This is a genomic window from Phaeobacter sp. JH20_08 (genome assembly GCF_048056635.1).
In the GTDB taxonomy this organism is placed as follows: Bacteria; Pseudomonadota; Alphaproteobacteria; order Rhodobacterales; family Rhodobacteraceae; genus Phaeobacter; species Phaeobacter bryozoorum.
In genome coordinates this window covers 1,012,180-1,029,721 of the sequence record NZ_JAYMVV010000005.1, presented here as the reverse complement: position 1 = coordinate 1,029,721, position 17,542 = coordinate 1,012,180, and the positions used below count along the sequence as shown (strand labels likewise).

The window sequence follows — 17,542 nt, the reverse complement described above, 5'->3', positions numbered from 1 at the left end:
ACCAACCACGGCACGATCTGTGGTTCCTTCGGAGAGTTCCCTAAAATGACAGCGACCCAATCCCGGCCCACGCCCCCCCTGTCCTCCGCACAGACTGCGGACCACGCGGAGGCGCTGCGCTACCGCATCGACGCGGGCACCTATGTTGATCAGGCTCAGATGCGCGACCGGCTGTTTGCGCTGGCCGATCTCAGCGCTGCGGACCGTCGCACCATCTGCGCCAATGCCGCCGCCCTGGTGCGCGACATCCGGGGCCATTCCTCGCCCGGCCTGATGGAAGTATTTCTCGCCGAATACGGTCTTTCCACCGACGAGGGCGTTGCCCTGATGTGCCTGGCCGAGGCGCTCTTGCGGGTGCCCGACGCCGACACCATCGACGCGCTGATCGAGGATAAGATCGCGCCGTCGGAATGGGGCAAGCATCTGGGCAAATCCACCTCCTCTTTGGTCAATGCGTCGACCTGGGCCCTCATGCTGACCGGCAAGGTGCTTGACGAAAAACGCAGCCCGGTCTCGGCGCTGCGCGGCGCCATCAAACGTCTGGGCGAACCGGTGATCCGCACCGCCGTCAGCCGCGCGATGAAGGAAATGGGTCGCCAGTTCGTGCTGGGCGAGACCATTGAAGGAGCCATGAAACGCGCCGCCGGGATGGAAGCCAAAGGCTACACCTATTCCTACGACATGCTGGGAGAGGCCGCCCGCACCGAAGCGGATGCCGCCCGCTATCACCTGGCCTATTCCCGCGCGATTTCGGCCATCGCCGCCGCCTGCGACAGCGAGGATATCCGCCAGAACCCCGGTATCTCGGTCAAACTCTCGGCGCTGCATCCGCGCTACGAACTGGCGCAGGAAACCCGCGTCAAGGAGGAACTGGTGCCGCGCCTGCAGGCGCTGGCGCTGCTGGCCAAGGCCGCCGGCATGGGGCTCAACGTTGATGCCGAAGAGGCCGACCGCCTTTCCCTGTCGCTTGAGGTGATCGAAGACGTGATCTCCGATCCCGCGCTTGCTGGCTGGGATGGGTTTGGTGTGGTGGTCCAGGCCTATGGACCGCGCACCGGAGTGGCGCTGGATGCCCTCTATGATATGGCCAACCGCTATGACCGCCGCCTGATGGTCCGCCTTGTCAAAGGCGCCTATTGGGACACCGAGGTAAAGCGCGCCCAGGTCGAGGGCGTCGATGGGTTCCCCGTCTACACCCATAAATCGCTGACCGATGTGTCCTACATCGCCAACGCCCGCAAACTGTTGTCGATGACCGACCGGATCTACCCGCAGTTTGCCACCCATAACGCCCATACCGTCGCAGCCATTCTGCATATGGCCAAGGACACCGACAAAGGCGCCTATGAGTTTCAGCGCCTGCATGGCATGGGCGAGACCCTGCATCAGATGGTGCTGGAACAGAACCGCACCCACTGCCGGATCTATGCGCCGGTTGGCGCCCATCGCGACCTGCTGGCCTATCTGGTCCGCCGTCTGCTGGAGAATGGCGCCAACAGCTCCTTTGTGAACCAGATCGTTGATGAAAACGTGCCTCCCGAAGTGGTCGCCGCCGATCCCTTCGATCAGGTCGAGGATCTGACTGCGAACCTGCGCAGCGGACCGGAGCTGTTCCAGCCGGAGCGGCCGAACTCCACCGGGTTCGATCTGGGCCACGCCCCCACCCTTGCGGCGATCGACGCCGCCCGCGCGCCTTGGAAGAGCCACAGCTGGACCGCAGGGCCCCTGCTGGCCAAGGCGCCCGCGAGCCCCAGCACCACCGAAGACGCAGTACGCAACCCGGCTGATCTCACCACGGTAGGCCAGGTGCACAGCGCCGGTCAGGCCGAAATCGAGGCGGCCCTCGGCGCCGCAGCCCCGTGGCAAGCCAGCGCCGACATCCGCGCCGAAGTGCTGAACCGGGCCGCCGACCTCTACGAGGCCAATTATGGCGAACTGTTTGCGCTGCTGACGCGCGAAGCGGGCAAGACGCTGCCCGACTGTGTGGCCGAGCTGCGCGAAGCGGTGGATTTCCTGCGCTACTACGCCGCCCGCATTCCAGCAGAGCCGCCGGTCGGCGTGTTCACCTGCATCTCGCCCTGGAACTTCCCGCTGGCGATTTTCTCCGGCCAGATTGCAGCCGCCCTGGCAACCGGCAATGCAGTGCTCGCGAAACCGGCCGAGCAGACCCCGCTGATCGCCCATCGCGCCATCGCGCTGCTGCATGAGGCAGGCGTCCCGAAAGAAGCGTTGCAGCTGCTGCCCGGCGGCGGCGCTGTTGGCGGCGCGCTGACCTCAGATCCGCGCGTCGGCGGCGTCGCTTTCACCGGCTCCACTGCAACCGCACTGAAAATCCGCGCTGCCATGGCCGAGCACCTGCGTCCCGGCGCGCCGCTGATTGCCGAGACCGGTGGTCTCAACGCGATGATCGTGGACAGCACCGCGCTGCCGGAACAGGCCGTTCAGGCCGTCATCGAAAGCGCCTTTCAGTCGGCAGGTCAGCGCTGCTCGGCCCTGCGTTGCCTCTACCTCCAGGAAGATATCGCCGATAACGTGTTGAAAATGCTCAAAGGCGCGATGGATGCCCTGCGGCTTGGCGATCCCTGGCACCTGGCAACCGACAGCGGACCGGTGATCGACGAGGCCGCCCGCGCCGGTATTCTCGCCCATATCGACACCGCCCGCGCCGAGGGCCGGGTGCTGAAGGAACTGACCGCACCGCAGGGCGGCACCTTCGTGGCACCAACCCTGATCGAAGTCTCCGGCATCAGCGCGCTGGAACAGGAGATCTTTGGCCCGGTCCTGCATGTCGCCCGATTCAGATCGCAGGATCTCGACCGGATCATCAACGATATCAACGCCACCGGCTATGGGCTGACCTTTGGCCTGCACACGCGGATCGACGACCGGGTGCAATATGTCTGCGACCGTATTCACGCAGGCAACCTCTATGTGAACCGCAACCAGATCGGTGCCATCGTCGGCAGCCAGCCCTTTGGAGGCGAAGGCCTGTCCGGCACCGGTCCCAAGGCCGGCGGCCCCTTCTACATGACGCGTTTCTGTGCGCCTGACCGTCAGCAGAGCACCGACAGCTGGCCCGCCGATACCGCAGCGATGGTGTCCCTGCCCGCGCCAACAGGTCAGCCAATGCAGCAGACCACCACCAGCCTGCCCGGCCCGACCGGCGAATCGAACCGCCTGTCTCAGCAGGCCCGCCCACCGCTGCTCTGCCTGGGACCGGGACCACAGGCCGTGGCGGCCCAGGCCCGCGCCGTTCACGCGCTCGGCGGCACCGCGATCGAAGCGACCGGCCCCTGCGATATGCCCCTGCTTCTGACCGCAGAGGGAATCTCCGGGGTGATCTGGTGGGGTGATGAGGCAACCGCGCGCGAGATTGAGACTGGGCTGGCGCGACGCAACGGGCCAATCCTGCCGCTGATCCCCGGCCTGCCGGATGTGGCACGGGTACAGGCCGAACGGCATGTCTGCGTCGACACCACCGCCGCAGGCGGCAACGCAGCCCTGCTTGGCGGCATGTCCTGACCGCGAGCGTCAGGCCAATGCGCACAATATCCGGCTAAACTCTTGACGCTGGGCCATATCCGGCCCAGCGTTCCCCCATGTTTCCAATCCGTGACCACAACCCCTCCGGGCGCACGCCCTATGTGACCTATGCGCTCATGGTTGCGAATATCGCGATCTTTGCGCTGACCTACTTTGGCTATGACAGCCCGCGCCGCCTGACCGCGCTCTACAACGCCTATGCGTTGCTGCCGGCGGAGATCATGGCAGGCTATGACTGGAAAACCCTGCTCACCTCGACCTTTCTGCATGGCAGCTGGATGCACCTAGGCGGCAACATGCTGTTTTTATGGATCTTTGGCGACAATATGGAGGACGAGATGGGGCATTTCACCTTTCTCGCCTTCTACCTTGTTTCCGGTATCGGCGCCGGGCTGGTCCATGTCGCAAGTGCCCCGGACTCGCTGGTGCCGCTGGTCGGAGCCTCCGGCGCCATTGCCGGTGTCATGGGCGGCTACCTGCTGCTGTTCCCACGGGCGCGCGTCGATATCCTGTTGATCCTGATCATCTATTTCCGCGTCTTCTCGATCCCTGCCTTCGTCATGCTGGGCGTCTGGCTGGGCATGCAGTTCCTCGGCGGGATTGGCTCTGACCCTCAGGCAGGCGGCGTCGCCCATTGGGCGCATGCCGGCGGTTTCGGCGTCGGGCTGGTATTGACACTACCGCTCTGGCTCAGGCGCGGCGGGCCGGTGTACTGGGGCAAGACCCACGGCCATCCACCTCATCCCGAGGTCAGCTATACCGACAGCCGCATCCCACGCGTGCAGCGCAGGCCATCCGCCCCCAACCGGCGCAACACCCCCTGGGGCAAGTAGCCGTCCAGATATCGCAATCTCAAACAAAGGGCCGCAGCAGATGTCCGCATCCACCTCCGCCACGCCGCAGGACGGCGCCCAGCCCTGGCAGGCAAGCTGTCATTGCGGCGCAGTTGTAATCAGAGCCGAGCTGCCTGACGGGCTCGCCTCAGCCAGCCGTTGCAATTGCTCCTTCTGCATCCGTCGCGGGGCCGCGGCAGTGACCGCGCGCACCGCCAGCCTGACCATTCTCAAAGGCGCCGAAAATCTCAGCCTCTACACTTGGGGCAGCCATACGGCGAAACACTATTTCTGCAAGACATGCGGCATCTACGTCTATCACCAGCGCCGTTCCGATCCGGCAGAATGCGGGATCAATCTGGGCTGTATCGACGGTGGCAACCCGCGCACCCACGCCGAAACCTGTGGTGACATTCCTTGGCACGACGGGGTGAATCACCCCTCTGACCGCTAGGCAGACGCCGCGGATCAGCCGCAAAACAAAAACGCGACCCGAGGGGCCGCGTTTCAATACGTCAAATCCAGCGAAAAAACCGGGGCGGCATCAGCCCCGGATCACTTTGGCAAAGCTGTCGTAAATCGACTCATTGGCGCAGAGCACATCGCCGGAGGTAAGGATATCATCCTCGGGGTTCACCGCTTCGATAAGGCCGCCTGCCTCCTGCACGATGATCACACCCGCAGCCAGATCCCAGGCATTCAGGCGGCGCTCCCAGTAGCCCTCGTAGCGGCCCGCCGCCACATAGGCCAGATCCAGCGCAGCCGCGCCCCAGCGACGCACACCGGCGCAGGCAGGCATCAGACGCGCCAGATCCTGCAGGGTCGCAGGCAGGTCGGAACGACCGGCAAACGGCAGCCCCGTCGCAAAGATCGACTCGATCATGCGATGACGGCCCGAGACCCGGATCCGGGTGTCATTCATCCAGGCGCCAGCACCTTTTTCGGCAAAGAACATCTCGTCCTTGGCGGCATCATACACAACACCGGCGACAACCTTGCCCTTATGCTCCAGCGCGATGGAAATCGCCCAATGCGGCAGACCGTGCAGGAAGTTGGTGGTGCCATCCAGCGGGTCAACGATCCAGCGGCGGGTCGGATCTGCGCCTTCTTCTTCGCCACCCTCTTCGGCCAGCCAGCCGTAAGTGGGGCGGGCGCCCATCAGCTCTTCTTTCAGGATCTTCTCGGCAGCGATATCGGCCTTGGAGACAAAATCGCCTGCCCCCTTTCTCGACACCTGAAGGTTTTCAACTTCGCGAAAATCCTTGACCAGCGACCGCCCCGCCTTGCGGGCAGCTTTGATCATGATGTTGAGGTTTGCGCTGCCAATCATGCGAAAGACTCCTGAGCGAAAAGGGGGAGATGTCGGTCAAACCGTGCCTATACGCGCCTGATTGCCGCTTGCCAAGGCCCAATAGGGGCCTGAACGCACCAGTACGACACATGAGAGCTATGCCTCTGGCGCATGGGTATGCCCTGCTCTGCCCCCTGCGCCACCGCCAGTGTTCGCGCACTACTGCTGTTGCAGCCTGCGCGCCTCCACCTTGGCCAGTCGGATCAGCTCCTGCATATAGGGTTTTTCACGATCTTCACTGCGGATCGCCGCATAAAGCCTGCGGGTGATCCCTTTGGAAGTCAGCGGCCGGGTCACATAGTCGGAGGAATATTTGACCTCCCGCACCACCCAGTCCGGCAGCACCGAAACACCCCGGTTCGACGCCACCAAGAGCAGGATCACCGCCGTCAGCTCCACCTGCCGGATGCCGGCAGGTTCCACGCCCGCAGGCGTCAGCAGCTGGCTGAAGATATCCAGCCGTGCCTTGTCCACCGGATAGGTGATCAGGGTCTCGCCGCGAAAATCCTCGGCCTCGACATAGGGTTTCTCAGCCAGCGGATGCAGCGCCGAGGCAACAAAAACCGGTTTATAGTCAAACAACTCGATAAATTCGATTCCCGGCAGCACCTCTGGATCGGAGGACACCACCAGATCGACCTCCTCCTTTTGCAATGCAGGCAGCGCGTCAAAGGCAAGGCCGGGGCGAATATCGACATCGACATCGGCCCAGTTCTTGCGCAGTCCCTCCAGCACGGGGAACAGCCATTCAAAACAGGCGTGGCATTCGATGGCGATATACATCCGCCCGGTGTTTCCGTCACGCAGGGCCGAGAATTCCGCCTGCATCGCCTCCACCTGTGGCAGCACCTGATCCGCCAGCCGCAGCAGCCGCAGCCCCGCCGCCGACAGTTTCATCGGCTTGGAGCGGCGCAGGAACAGTTCGACCCCCGCCTGATCCTCCAGCCCCTTGATCTGATGGCTCAGCGCGCTCTGAGTGATATTCAGCTGATCGGCCGCCCGCGCCAACCCGCCTTCCTGATGTATGGCCTTGATGGTGCGCAGGTGACGAAATTCGATGTGCATCTATCGTGTCGCTCATGTTGTTCTTGAGTATTATGAAATTGTTTCACAATAGACGCTATGCAACAAGAGATGAAATCATGCGGAGCGCTTTTGAAAATGACGACCCCTGACATCTCTTTTGAATTCTTCCCGCCGCAGTCGCTGGAGGCCTCTTTCCGGCTCTGGGATACGGTTCAGACACTGGCGCCGCTGGCGCCCCGCTTTGTCTCCGTCACCTATGGGGCCGGCGGCACCACCCGCGACCTGACCCGCGATGCGGTGGCAACGCTGCATAAATCCTCCGGTCTCAATGTGGCGGCGCATCTGACCTGCGTGAACGCCAGCAAATCCGAGACCATGGAGATTGCCGACCAGTTTGCCGAGGCCGGCGTGCGCGAAATCGTTGCCCTGCGTGGCGATCCGCCAAAAGGCTCCGCCGGGTTTGAACCCCACCCCGAGGGTTTTGCCAATTCGGTCGAGCTGATCTCGGCGCTGGCAGAGCGCGATCAGTTCTCGATCCGCGTCGGCGCCTATCCCGACCGCCACCCGGAGGCCACTAGCGCGCGTGCGGATGTCGACTGGCTGAAGCGCAAACTGGACGCTGGCGCCGATGAGGCGCTGACCCAGTTCTTCTTTGAAGCCGATACATTCCTGCGCTTTCGCGATGACTGCGCCAAGGCCGGGATCGACACCAGCCGCATCACGCCCGGTATCCTACCCATCGAAAACTGGAAGGGCGCGCGCAATTTTGCCAAACGCTGTGGCACCAATATTCCGGCCTGGATCGACGATGCGTTTGACAAGGCGATCCGCGATGGGCGCGAGGACCTGCTTGCCACGGCGCTGTGCACCGAGCTCTGCTCCGATCTGATGGACAACGGCGTTGACAAGCTGCATTTCTACACGCTGAACCGGCCCGAGCTGACCCGCGATGTCTGCTTTGCGCTCGGCATCACACCAACGGTCTCGCTGGAGAACGTGGCGTAGCGCTTGTCCTGCCACCGCTGTCCTCCTAGCCTTTGATCTGGTCGCCCCTGCCGCTGTCGGCGGGGGCATCGTCTTTGCCGACCGGATCAGGATTTCTGCATGACCTCACCCATAAGTTCGCCCGAAACGTCGGCCAAGACGTCCTCCACCACCGCCGCAGCCGCTTCCCCTCTGCGCCGCGCGACCGGCCCGGACGACCTGCTGCGCCCCGAGGACATCACCGGCATGTCCGGGCTGGACTTCATGCAGGGCATTCTCGCAGGTCGCCTGCCCGGTCCGCCCATTGGCGAGACACTGGGCTACCACCTGCACAGCGTCGAGGCAGGCAAAGTCGTGTTTCGCGGCACCCCGGAATTTGCTGTGACCAATCCAATGGGCACGGTCCACGGCGGCTGGTACGGCACCCTGCTGGATAGCGCCATGGCCTGCGCAGTGATGACCCGCGTGCCGAAGGGAGCAGCCTATACCACGCTGGAATTCAAGGTAAATATCCTGCGTTCCATCCCACTCGGCACTGAAATCGAATGTATCGGGATGACCGACCATGTCGGGCGCTCGACCGGTGTCGCCCATGGTGAGTTGCGCGGGCTTGCGGATGGCCGCCTCTATGCCACCGGCTCCACCACCTGCATCGTGATGCAGATCACCGCCGGCTAAGCGCCGAAGCGCTTCCCCTCCGGTTCAGGCGCTGCTTGGAGTTCGGAAACTCCCCCAAAGATCGCTCCCAGAGGGAGCGCGCCGGGCTCTTATTGCCAACGCATAGAAAATCAAGCAATGTCTGTAAAGCGTGTTGGGCGTTTGATCTTTGCCGCCGCGAAGATGTTTTGTGCCGCAAGAATCATTTATTTTTCAGTTCGATAGTTTTGGAGGTTAAGAGCGCTTGCAGTCCTGATTGATTGCCACAACTTTGCAACCTTAGTTGCATCGACCATTTGGCTGAAAAGCAATCATCAGGTTTCTCGTGCGGCTTTCGATCTTGTGAGCCGCATAATGCGATCTGAAACCTCATCCTCTTTAGATTGCGCCATCCTGGTGCGCCCCCACATCAAGCCTGCACAGATAAAATACCAACGAAAGAACCATGGGGCGAAGAGCACCAACACTCCGATGCCCAGAACCATGTTGACGATTGCTCCGAAAATACCCGTTTTCTCAAGCAGGAGGACGGACAGAATGCCAACAGGGATCATGGGTAAAAAGAACCAAATCCACAGCGTTCCGAAGGCGAATATAGCCAGGAGAGGCACTCTCCTTGCGACCTTGAGCACCCAAGCCTCGTGGCGCACAAAACGTAACTTCACCCAAAGAGGCAATTTCCGAACAAGAAATGCGTCATGTTCTTCTATTGTGTTCAGCTCAGTCATGTAGTCACAATTTTCCCCCTAATAACAAGTCACATAGCAGGCTTTCGCCCTGCGCGCAGCATCCTTTTACATGCGCGTATCCCTTAGTCTTTCAACACATCTCTGAATCAATCAGCGTCATATCCGCGGTCCCCAAGCAGCCGGTCGGCATCAGGCAGGCTGCTCAGCGATGCCCGTGCGCCAATGTAGTCGCTGACCTGACCGGCCGTGACGAACAGGTTGAGCGGTCGGCCCTGGCTATCGCGGATGGCATGCAGCTTGGTGTTCATGCCACCCGTGGTCCGGCCAATCAGACGTCGACGCCCCCCTTTTTGACGCCCATGCTGGTCGCTGTCCGGTGGGCCTTCAGATACGTCGCGTCCACTGCCCGGCAGTTGATTACGCAGCAATCAATGAGAGGGGATCATCACGGTCTTCTGTTCGCCATCCTCGGCGGCCAAGCCGACCATCATCCGAGCGAAAATGCCCTTGTCGCTCCACCGCTTCCAACAGTTGTAGAGGGTGTTCTGCGGGCCATATGCTGTAGGCGCATCGCGCCATCGTAAGCCACTGCGATTAATGAAGATAATCCCACTCAGCACCGGCCCGTCATCAACGCGTGGTTCGCCGTGGGACTTCGGAGAATAAGGCTCACGGCGCGCCACCTGCGCGTCCCTCAGCCAGAAAAGATCAGACATGTTCACCGCTCATTCTCGAACCGAGAGCCATCCAGCCAAGCGGAAATCAATGGGGCCTGACCCTAGTTAGCGGATACCATTTGCTTCCTGCAGTTCCCGCACATAGCGGATGATGCCACTGACGTCGCCATCAGTAAGCCCCTGCTGCGGCGGCATGCTGCCAATATCCCAGTGGTGTGCCCGCACTCCGTTGCGGACGGCGAGCAGGAAGGCAGCGTCACCATGGTGAGATGGTTCATAGATGTTATGAACCAGCGGCGGCCCAATCCCGTTTCGTCCGGCGGCATTCGTACCATGGCACTCGGCGCAGACCGCATCAAAGGCGCGTTTGCCGATTGCTGCAGTCTGGCTCAAGTCGTGCGGCAGCTGAACCTCCGTAAGGGGGGCACCGTATTCCAAAACGGAACCCTGCAGGGCCGCTTCGTTTCCGCCAGCGCTGCGAAGTACGAAATAGGTCGCTCCCGCTGAAAAGGTCGCAGCAGCAATGATCGTGGTGATTTTGTTCATGAGAAGTTCTTTCATCTTTGGAAGTCAGGCGCTGGTCTCAGTATCCCGCCGGAAAGCGCCGCGAAGGCGCGAATTTCCTGGTAGCGGATCCGCACATCCTCGCTTTGCTGGTAGAAACGGAACAGATCCTTCAGCGGTGAGGAAAACTCCTTGTGTGCCGATAGCATCGCCACAAGCGCACCCAGCGAGACGCGCTCCTGCAAAACAAAATAGCCGCCCAGGGAATAGAACAGGAACGGGGTCAAGGCTGTCAGGAAGTTGTTGATGGCCTTGGCAAGGAATTTCAGCCGGTGGATCTGCAGTCGCAGATCCTGCAGTTGGCGGAAGCTCTGCGCAACCGGCAGAACGCCGGAGCTCAACTCCCGCAGTTGCAAGTCCAGATGGCCACCAAGCAGGCGCATCTCGCGGATACGTTTGCGGGATACCGCATTTACCCGCCGCTGCAGTCGCGGCACGATGATCAGTTGCAAAGGGAGCACTGTGAGCGCAGCAGCCGCGAGGATCGGATCCTGCACGAACATGAACAGAAGGATTGTCGCGAGGGTTCCGCCTTGAAGCAGCGGGACTGCCAGCAGTTCGGAGGCAAAGCCGCCGACAGGCTCAACCTCGGGACCAAGTACTGGCATGATGGCAGCGTGGCGCTGCGCGGGGTGCTTTCGTCGCCACTGGCGGTAGACTGCAAGGCGGAGCCGGCGCACGAAGCTCTCGGCGACCCGACCCTTGCAGATGTTCAGCCAGTATTTATTGAGGCCGTTGAGCGATATAACCGCCAGATAGGCGCCGCAAAGCACAAACAGCAGCGAGATTTGCGGGAGGTCATATCCCAGGACCGCAACCGTCCCGTCTTGGCTTTCAAAAACACGGTTCACGATCTGCTTGGGCAGTTCAAGTGTCAGGTAGAGGGTGGGCATGGCGGTCAGGCTCAGCACAACCAGGACTGCCTGCTGCCGTCCGGTGGCGATCAGGATATGGCGCGGAAGACTGGCCCGAATTCCGGCTGCTTGCCCCGGTATCGCTTCATCAGGTGACACGACGGTCCGAAGATGCCTGCGCAGCAGCAAGGCCGCCTGAACCGCCAAGGTTGCTGCCAGCAGTGCCGGGGCGAGAACCAGCACCAGATGCATCACCGGATGCAGCCAGGCCGGCGCGCTGCTGTCATAGCTGAAGCCAAGTGCCGCCGCTGCATCATGCGCTAGACTGTGAAATTTGGGCATCGAATTCTCTGCTGGAAAACGCGGGAAGCGGGATGGCCCGCCTCCCGCCTAACTTAGTTCAGGGCCGTCACGGTAAGCTTGCCCTGGATCCGCTCGGCAACGAACTCGATGGCATCGCCAACCTCGAGCTGGTCCAGCATCGCCTGATCCGCTACCCGAAACACCATGGTCATCGCGGGCATCTCCAGGTTCACCAGTTCCTCATGGATGATGGTAACCTTGCCAGATTTGGTATCGAGCTTTTTTACCGTGCCCTTGGTGAAGCTACCTGCGCTATCAGCCAGCACGGCAACCGGCCCGTGCATGCCCGATTCATAATGACCAGGGATCAGGCATGCGAACTCAAATGTGCCTGCATTGGAGAAGGTCCAGATGACCTCTCCGCTTGCACCCGGATCTAGGCGCACCGAGTTCGGATCATCATGTTCCATCTCCATTTCGGCCATCATCGCCTTGTGCCGAACATTACGCTCTGCCGTATCCAGCACAAACTCATGCTCCAGCTCACCGGCGTTGGTAATCACAAATTTCACCGTCTCATTCTTAACAAAAGAAAAGCTGGAAGGCTCAAACAGCATCTCCCCGTCATCGGTTTCCATCATGGTGACGGCGACCTCGCGGTCCGTGCGGGACAGGTCGCCGGGCTTGCCAACTTCCATGCCGCCATCATGGCCGCCGCCGTGTGTTCCATCGGCAAAGACCGGAGCTGCGGGAAGTAGGCAAAGAAGGGCGGTGTAAAGAGCTTTGTTCATGTTTGTTTCCTTATTAGGTTTGGTTAAGGTCAAGGGCTGGTCAGCCCTTGACGGGTGGTTTGGGGGTAATGCGCGTCTGCGCGTCTTCGACGCGGGCAGTCTCCGGGAGCTGTCCGGTCCACTCATAGGCCTGGGTGCCGGGCGGGTTCTCGTACCAGCCGGGATCGCTGTAGTCGTCTGCGCCGATGCCCTCGCGCACCTTCACGACCGAGAACATGCCGCCCATTTCCAGCGGCCCGTAAGGCCCCCAACCGGCCATCATCGGCACGGTGTTGTCGGGCAGCGGCATCGACATCTCACCCATATCCGCCATGCCTGAGGTGCCCATCGGCATGTATTCTGGCTGCAGCTTGCGGATCTGACCGGTCAGCTTGCGCTTGTCGGCCCCGATGAAGGTCGGAATGTCGTGGCCCATGGCGTTCATCGTGTGGTGGGACTTGTGGCAGTGGATCGCCCAGTCACCCGGATGCACCGCGTCGAACTCATAGGCACGCATGGCGCCGACGGGAATGTCGATCGACACCTCCGGCCAGCGGGCGCTTTCCGGAACCCAGCCGCCGTCGGTACAAGTGACCTCAAAGTCGTAGCCGTGCATGTGGATCGGATGGTTGGTCATGGTCAGGTTGCCGGTCCTGACCCGCACCCGGTCGCCCTGATTGACCACCAGCGGGTCGATGTCCGGGAAGATCCGGCTGTTCCAGCACCACAGGTTGAAGTCTGTCATCTCCATCACCCGCGGCACATAAGAGCCGGGGTCGATGTCGAAGGCGTTCAGCATGATCAGGAAATCACGGTCGACGGGCATGAAGGAGGGGTCCTTGGGATGCACGATGAACATCCCCATCATGCCCATCGCCATCTGCACCATCTCATCGCCATGCGGGTGGTACATGAAGGTGCCGGATTTGATCAGGTCGAACTCATACACAAAGGTCTTGCCGGGCGGGATGCCGGGATGGCTGAGGCCGGCAACCCCGTCCATACCGGAAGGCAGGATCAGCCCGTGCCAATGTACCGTGGTATGCTCCGGCAGCTTGTTGGTGACGAAGATCCGCACCCGGTCGCCCTCCACCGCCTCGATGGTGGGGCCGGTGGACTGGCCGTTGTAACCCCACAGGTGGGCGATCATGCCGTCGGCCAGCTCGCGCTCGACCGGCTCGGCCACCAGGTGGAATTCCTTCACCCCGTTGTTCATCCGGAACGGCAGCGTCCAGCCGTTCAGGGTGACCACCGGGTTGTAGTCCGGCCCGGTGGTTGGGGCCAGCGGCGGCTGGGTTGCCGCGCTGTCTATCCTGGCGGCCTCGGGCAGGCCCATGTTCGCGGTCTTGCCCCAAGCCTGGCTGGACACCAGCGCAGCCCCCGCCGCGCCGGCTCCAAGCATTTGACGTCTGTTCATCATGTCATTTGATCCTTTCAATGGCCTGCGCCGCCGCCGGCAGCGATCTCGGCGCTGCCGCCCTGCGGAGCTGATTCCGCACCGCCGCCATAGATCGCGGCGCTGACATTTGCCTGAGCCAGCCAGAAATCGCGCTTGGCGTTGGCCGCTTCCAGCGAGCCCGCCAGCTTTTCGCGCACGTCTGTCAGCAGTTCGAAGGTGCTGGTGATCATGCCGTTGTAGCTGAGCAGCCCTTCCTCCTCGATTGTCCGGCGCAGCGGCACCAGCACGTCGCGGTAGTGGCGCGCAATCTCGTAAGAGGAGTGATAGGCCAGCTCTGCGCTGCGGGCTTCTGAGCGGACAGTGACCGCCCGTTCCGCCAGCGCATTGGCCGCCTGCATGTAGGACAGCTCCGCCTTACGCATCCGCGCTTTGCCGGTGTCGAAAACCGGGATGGCGAACTCCAGTTCCAGCTGCGGCAGGGTTTCGGTGTCTGTCACCCCGTCCTCCCACTCGCGCTCGGACTCCACCCCGGCAATCAGTTCCAGGTCAGTGACCAGCCGGGTCCGGTCTGTCAGGCCAAAAGCCCGGGCCTGCGCTTCCAGCCCCAGCTTGGCCACCTGCAGGTCTACCCGGTTCTGCAGCGCTGCCTTTTCGATTGCCGACACTTTGCTCAGCGATTTGGGCAGCGGCGGCAGCGCATCGGGCACATAGTAATTGGCATCGCTGCCCCACAACCCCATCAGCCGGGTCAGCTCCTCCTTGGCAAGCTTTGCCTCCAGCCGGGCGCGGGCCACCTGCCCTGCAAGCTCCGCGTTAAAGGCGAACTCCCGCGCTTGGCTCGCCTTGTTCAGCGCGCCGGTCCTGCCCAGCTGGCTGGCCAGCTCTGCCCCCGCCGCTGCTGTCTCGCCAGCCTGGCGCAGATAGCTCAGCCGCTCAAAGGCTGCCACGGCATTGATCCAGGCCAGCCGGGTCTGCCCCGCCAATGCCAGCGTGTCGTTCACCGCGTTCAGCTGCGCCTGCTGGAACTGCGTCTCAGCCACGGCGATGCGCTGCTTGCGGGTCTTCACGTCCAGCAGGTTCACGGCGATGGTGGATTCCAGAGCCCGGTACAGGCCCAGTTCCGGCGCGCCGATCCCCATCAGGCCGATCGAGACCACCGGGTTCTCCGGCGTCATCTGCTGCCAGGCCTCCGCCGCCGACAGCCCGACTGCGGCATAAGACGCCTGCAGGCCTTTATTGTTCAAAAGCGCCGCCTGCACCGCGGTATCGGCAGAGATTGTCTTGCCCTGCACCAACTGCCGGACTTCTTTCGCCAGCGCCTCGTTCTGGGCCTGTGTCCGCGCAAAGGCCGTGCGCTTGCCGATTGCGGCCGCGGTTTGGCTGGCGACCTCCTGAAACCCGGCCTGCGGGCTGGTGTATTTCTCCGGCACCGCCGCCGAACAGGCGGCCAGCACCAGGGGCGACGCCAAAAGAACGCGCCAAGTTTTCACTGTCATCAGTGGTTCTCCTGCTGCTGCCCGTTGACACCGCGCCAGGACGCAGGGCCGCGGGGCGTGTGGTTTTCAAATCCCCTGAAAGGGGACTGGTAATTCAGGGACCGGTAGGGGCCGGAGGGCGCGGCGGCACGTTGCAAGTCTGCGGTATCGGGCAGCGCCGCCGGTGACTTGGCGCACGCCCCCAGCAGCAGGGCGCCCGCCCCGGCCAGTAAGAGAGATTTCATGTGTTTTTCCTGAGAAATATCTTCGCGGCTCCTGCATGGATGTGCAGGAGTGATTAGCGGCCGTTAAAAACGGTTCAGATGTTTCAGGCTTTCGGAGGACGCAGCAGGGAGTTCAGTTGCTGGGACGGCAGCTGCGAAGCTGCTTGCCGCCAGCGCACTGGGCGCTTGAGGGCGATTTCCGCCGACTCCAGGGAGATCACGCCAACCGCCATACAGGCGCCTAGGCAACAGTTTCCAGTGTCGGCAGCATTTTGCGACGCCTCCTGGGGATCATGCGCCCCGGCCGTGGAAACGTCTTGCGCCGCGGCGATCACGGCAACGTCGCCGTGGTTGCTAGCACTTTGCGCAGTCAGCGTATTGCCGTGGTGCCCCGCGACAGTATGCGCGGCGGATGGCAGCGAAAAACCCAGCACAATGATCACTGCACATGTAGCAGTCACCCTGATCAGCCGAAGAATATGTGCCATAAACGCCATGCGGTTATTTCTTCCGAAAGGACCCGACCGCGTCAAGGCGGCAATCATGCGTCGAGAGCACAAATCAGCGCTTTTAAGAGGTCTTTTCCGTCAATCAAGGGGATGGATCCCCGAGCTTCGGAAAAAGCCACAAACCTTCCAGCGCAGGAAGGGCGCTGCAGTTCACGGTAATGATTCGGTCCCTGAATTAGTCGATAAAGTCACAATCCAGTACCCCAATGGATACTCAGCTAAGGGAAGGACGCAGCCCAAAGCTGTCGTAGATATGTGGTGCCGCGCCAAGGATGCTGCTGGTGCGAAACTCCATGGTCATTTCCCCGGACGCGGACGCTCGGCAGAGCCAAGTTGCTTCATGGGATGCTGCGGGTTGCACCGGAGGCAGCGGAGCGCAAAACCAGCCGTTCGCGAAAGATGCTCCAGACGAACAGTTTGAGCCCAACGTGTAGGGATGCTGCGGGGCGACGAATGACAGGTTGGCCGTCGGCAGCCCAAAACATGCTAAAACCAAACGAGGTTTTGCCACAGGGTTGTGGCGCCAGATTTTCCGGAGACTTCGGGCTTCAGGCTGTGCGTGGCAAAAGGGCCGTTTCTTGCGCCTGGCGGCTTGCAGGGGGATAATGTTCAAACGCTTACCGGTTCAAGCACCTTTGCCCGCGTCGAAAATCCGCGCCACATTTGCAGATGGTTGCACTCCGCGTTTCCATTGGCTCGGCGGAACGCCGGTCTCTCGTACAAATTCTCGATTGAAGTTCGATTTGGTGTTGAAACCGCTATCCAGCATCGCATCGGTGACGGTTGCACCATCCTCGATAAGCTTGCAGGCATGACGAATGCGCCAGCTATTGATGTAGCGAGAGACATTGGCACCGGTCGCGCGGTTGACGGCCATCGAAAGGCGCTTCTGCGGCAGATGCAAGCGGCGCGAAAGCCGCGACAAGCTCAGGTTGGGATCAAGATGCATGGGCTCGCGCCTCAAAAACGTTTCAAGCACTTCCAGGATTTCGATGTCCTCTTTACTCGTTTCTCTGGGGCGTGAAGCTGGCTCATCTGGGTCTTCGCCAACCACACCCGCTGCAGAGGGGCTGCCACTGAGCAACCCCAAAAGCACAAGCACCAGAGACGAAGAGAAGGTGATCAGCCATCCAGCCCATTTTTCGTTGCCCGTCATGAAGGCGACCGCGATGAGAACGTCGCTGAGGGCGGAAGCAATCAACGCACAGCCCAGGACCTGCCAAAGAACCTTAGGGACTCGCCCGGCGTCCAGCCGGGCAAGGGGCATGTCTGTGGCGCTGTGCAACAGATATAGGATCGCGCAGCCATAGCCAGTAAAGACTAGCGGCACGACGATATCCGTCGTCTCGGGCGCGAAGACACGACAGAACAGTGTAAATGACGGGGCCGCGCCGTGCAGCACGGTTTGACGCAGCGATATCCGGCTGATCAGGGCATCCTGCAATGTGATCCAGGCGAGCGGCGGGATGACCGTGGCACTGACTGGCAAAATGGGTCTGAGCCACGCAATATCGTAGCCCAGAACCAGAGCGACCAGAAGAGATTGAACCGCGCAGGCGGTAAGGAAGGCGACAAGCAGCGGCCTGCCCTCTGACATAAAGGTGCGAGCGGCAAGATAGGCGAGGACAATGGCTGCAAAAGCAGGGATCGGGAGCATGGGCATGCCACGACTATTGTCCAAAAT

At 61.6% G+C, this 17,542-nt stretch carries 16 protein-coding genes and 1 pseudogene; 5 read left to right on the top strand and 12 right to left on the bottom strand.

The genetic code is table 11. The features are described from left to right. Window positions 1-45: 45 nt before the first annotated feature. From putA to VWY75_RS06905, 3 genes are all read left to right on the top strand, one after another. Window positions 46-3,522: a bifunctional proline dehydrogenase/L-glutamate gamma-semialdehyde dehydrogenase PutA gene (gene putA, locus VWY75_RS06915; protein WP_416537356.1), complete on the top strand. Its 3,477-nt coding sequence runs from the start codon at window positions 46-48 to the stop codon at window positions 3,520-3,522. 77 nt (window positions 3,523-3,599) lie between these two features. Then, window positions 3,600-4,376: a rhomboid family intramembrane serine protease gene (locus VWY75_RS06910; protein ID WP_416537355.1), complete on the top strand. Its 777-nt coding sequence runs from the start codon at window positions 3,600-3,602 to the stop codon at window positions 4,374-4,376. A 40-nt stretch (window positions 4,377-4,416) separates the two neighbouring features. Continuing rightward, on the top strand, window positions 4,417-4,830 hold the full coding sequence (locus tag VWY75_RS06905) for a GFA family protein (protein ID WP_416537354.1): 414 nt from the start codon (window positions 4,417-4,419) through the stop codon (window positions 4,828-4,830). Between the two features lie 90 nt (window positions 4,831-4,920). Here VWY75_RS06905 and VWY75_RS06900 read toward each other — a convergent pair whose 3' ends face one another. Then, the gene (locus tag VWY75_RS06900; protein WP_340545240.1) at window positions 4,921-5,706 is read right to left on the bottom strand and encodes an inositol monophosphatase family protein; all 786 of its coding nucleotides are present in this window, start codon (window positions 5,704-5,706) and stop codon (window positions 4,921-4,923) included. Window positions 5,707-5,886: 180 nt separating this feature from the next. Next, the gene (locus VWY75_RS06895; protein ID WP_260087555.1) at window positions 5,887-6,792 is read right to left on the bottom strand and encodes a LysR family transcriptional regulator; all 906 of its coding nucleotides are present in this window, start codon (window positions 6,790-6,792) and stop codon (window positions 5,887-5,889) included. A 96-nt stretch (window positions 6,793-6,888) separates the two neighbouring features. On the opposite strand from VWY75_RS06895, the gene metF reads away from it, so the two are divergent. Together metF and VWY75_RS06885 are read left to right on the top strand one after the other, a co-directional pair. After that, window positions 6,889-7,758, top strand: coding sequence for a methylenetetrahydrofolate reductase [NAD(P)H] (gene metF, locus VWY75_RS06890; protein ID WP_260087554.1), 870 nt, complete (start codon window positions 6,889-6,891; stop codon window positions 7,756-7,758). Window positions 7,759-7,857: 99 nt separating this feature from the next. Beyond that, a complete protein-coding gene (locus VWY75_RS06885) occupies window positions 7,858-8,415 on the top strand; it encodes a hotdog fold thioesterase (RefSeq protein ID WP_416536274.1) in 558 nt (185 codons plus the stop codon). Between the two features lie 293 nt (window positions 8,416-8,708). Here VWY75_RS06885 and VWY75_RS06880 read toward each other — a convergent pair whose 3' ends face one another. The 10 genes and pseudogenes from VWY75_RS06880 to VWY75_RS06835 form a co-directional block, all read right to left on the bottom strand. Then, window positions 8,709-9,122: a hypothetical protein gene (locus VWY75_RS06880; RefSeq protein ID WP_416537353.1), complete on the bottom strand. Its 414-nt coding sequence runs from the start codon at window positions 9,120-9,122 to the stop codon at window positions 8,709-8,711. 110 nt (window positions 9,123-9,232) lie between these two features. Next, a pseudogene (locus VWY75_RS06875) lies at window positions 9,233-9,799 on the bottom strand (IS5 family transposase); the annotation flags it as partial. A 66-nt stretch (window positions 9,800-9,865) separates the two neighbouring features. Next, complete coding sequence (locus tag VWY75_RS06870) at window positions 9,866-10,306, bottom strand: c-type cytochrome (RefSeq protein WP_416537352.1); 441 nt, start codon at window positions 10,304-10,306, stop codon at window positions 9,866-9,868. A gap of 11 nt (window positions 10,307-10,317) precedes the next feature. Next, a complete protein-coding gene (locus VWY75_RS06865; protein WP_416537351.1) occupies window positions 10,318-11,520 on the bottom strand; it encodes an ABC transporter ATP-binding protein in 1,203 nt (400 codons plus the stop codon). A gap of 53 nt (window positions 11,521-11,573) precedes the next feature. After that, the gene (locus VWY75_RS06860) at window positions 11,574-12,272 is read right to left on the bottom strand and encodes a copper-binding protein (RefSeq protein ID WP_416536278.1); all 699 of its coding nucleotides are present in this window, start codon (window positions 12,270-12,272) and stop codon (window positions 11,574-11,576) included. A gap of 40 nt (window positions 12,273-12,312) precedes the next feature. After that, the gene (locus tag VWY75_RS06855; RefSeq protein WP_416537350.1) at window positions 12,313-13,671 is read right to left on the bottom strand and encodes a multicopper oxidase family protein; all 1,359 of its coding nucleotides are present in this window, start codon (window positions 13,669-13,671) and stop codon (window positions 12,313-12,315) included. A gap of 14 nt (window positions 13,672-13,685) precedes the next feature. Continuing rightward, window positions 13,686-15,146 carry a TolC family protein gene (locus VWY75_RS06850; RefSeq protein WP_416537349.1) on the bottom strand — a complete coding sequence of 487 codons (1,461 nt, stop codon included), beginning with the start codon at window positions 15,144-15,146 and terminating at the stop codon, window positions 13,686-13,688. Next, complete coding sequence (locus VWY75_RS06845; protein ID WP_260084249.1) at window positions 15,146-15,370, bottom strand: hypothetical protein; 225 nt, start codon at window positions 15,368-15,370, stop codon at window positions 15,146-15,148. Before VWY75_RS06845 ends, VWY75_RS06850 begins: the two co-directional genes overlap by 1 nt. An 83-nt stretch (window positions 15,371-15,453) precedes the next feature. Next, the gene (locus VWY75_RS06840) at window positions 15,454-15,846 is read right to left on the bottom strand and encodes a hypothetical protein (protein WP_260108715.1); all 393 of its coding nucleotides are present in this window, start codon (window positions 15,844-15,846) and stop codon (window positions 15,454-15,456) included. Between the two features lie 637 nt (window positions 15,847-16,483). Beyond that, window positions 16,484-17,521 (bottom strand): helix-turn-helix domain-containing protein, encoded by a 1,038-nt coding sequence (locus tag VWY75_RS06835; RefSeq protein WP_416537348.1) that lies wholly within the window; start codon window positions 17,519-17,521, stop codon window positions 16,484-16,486. Window positions 17,522-17,542: the final 21 nt, after the last annotated feature.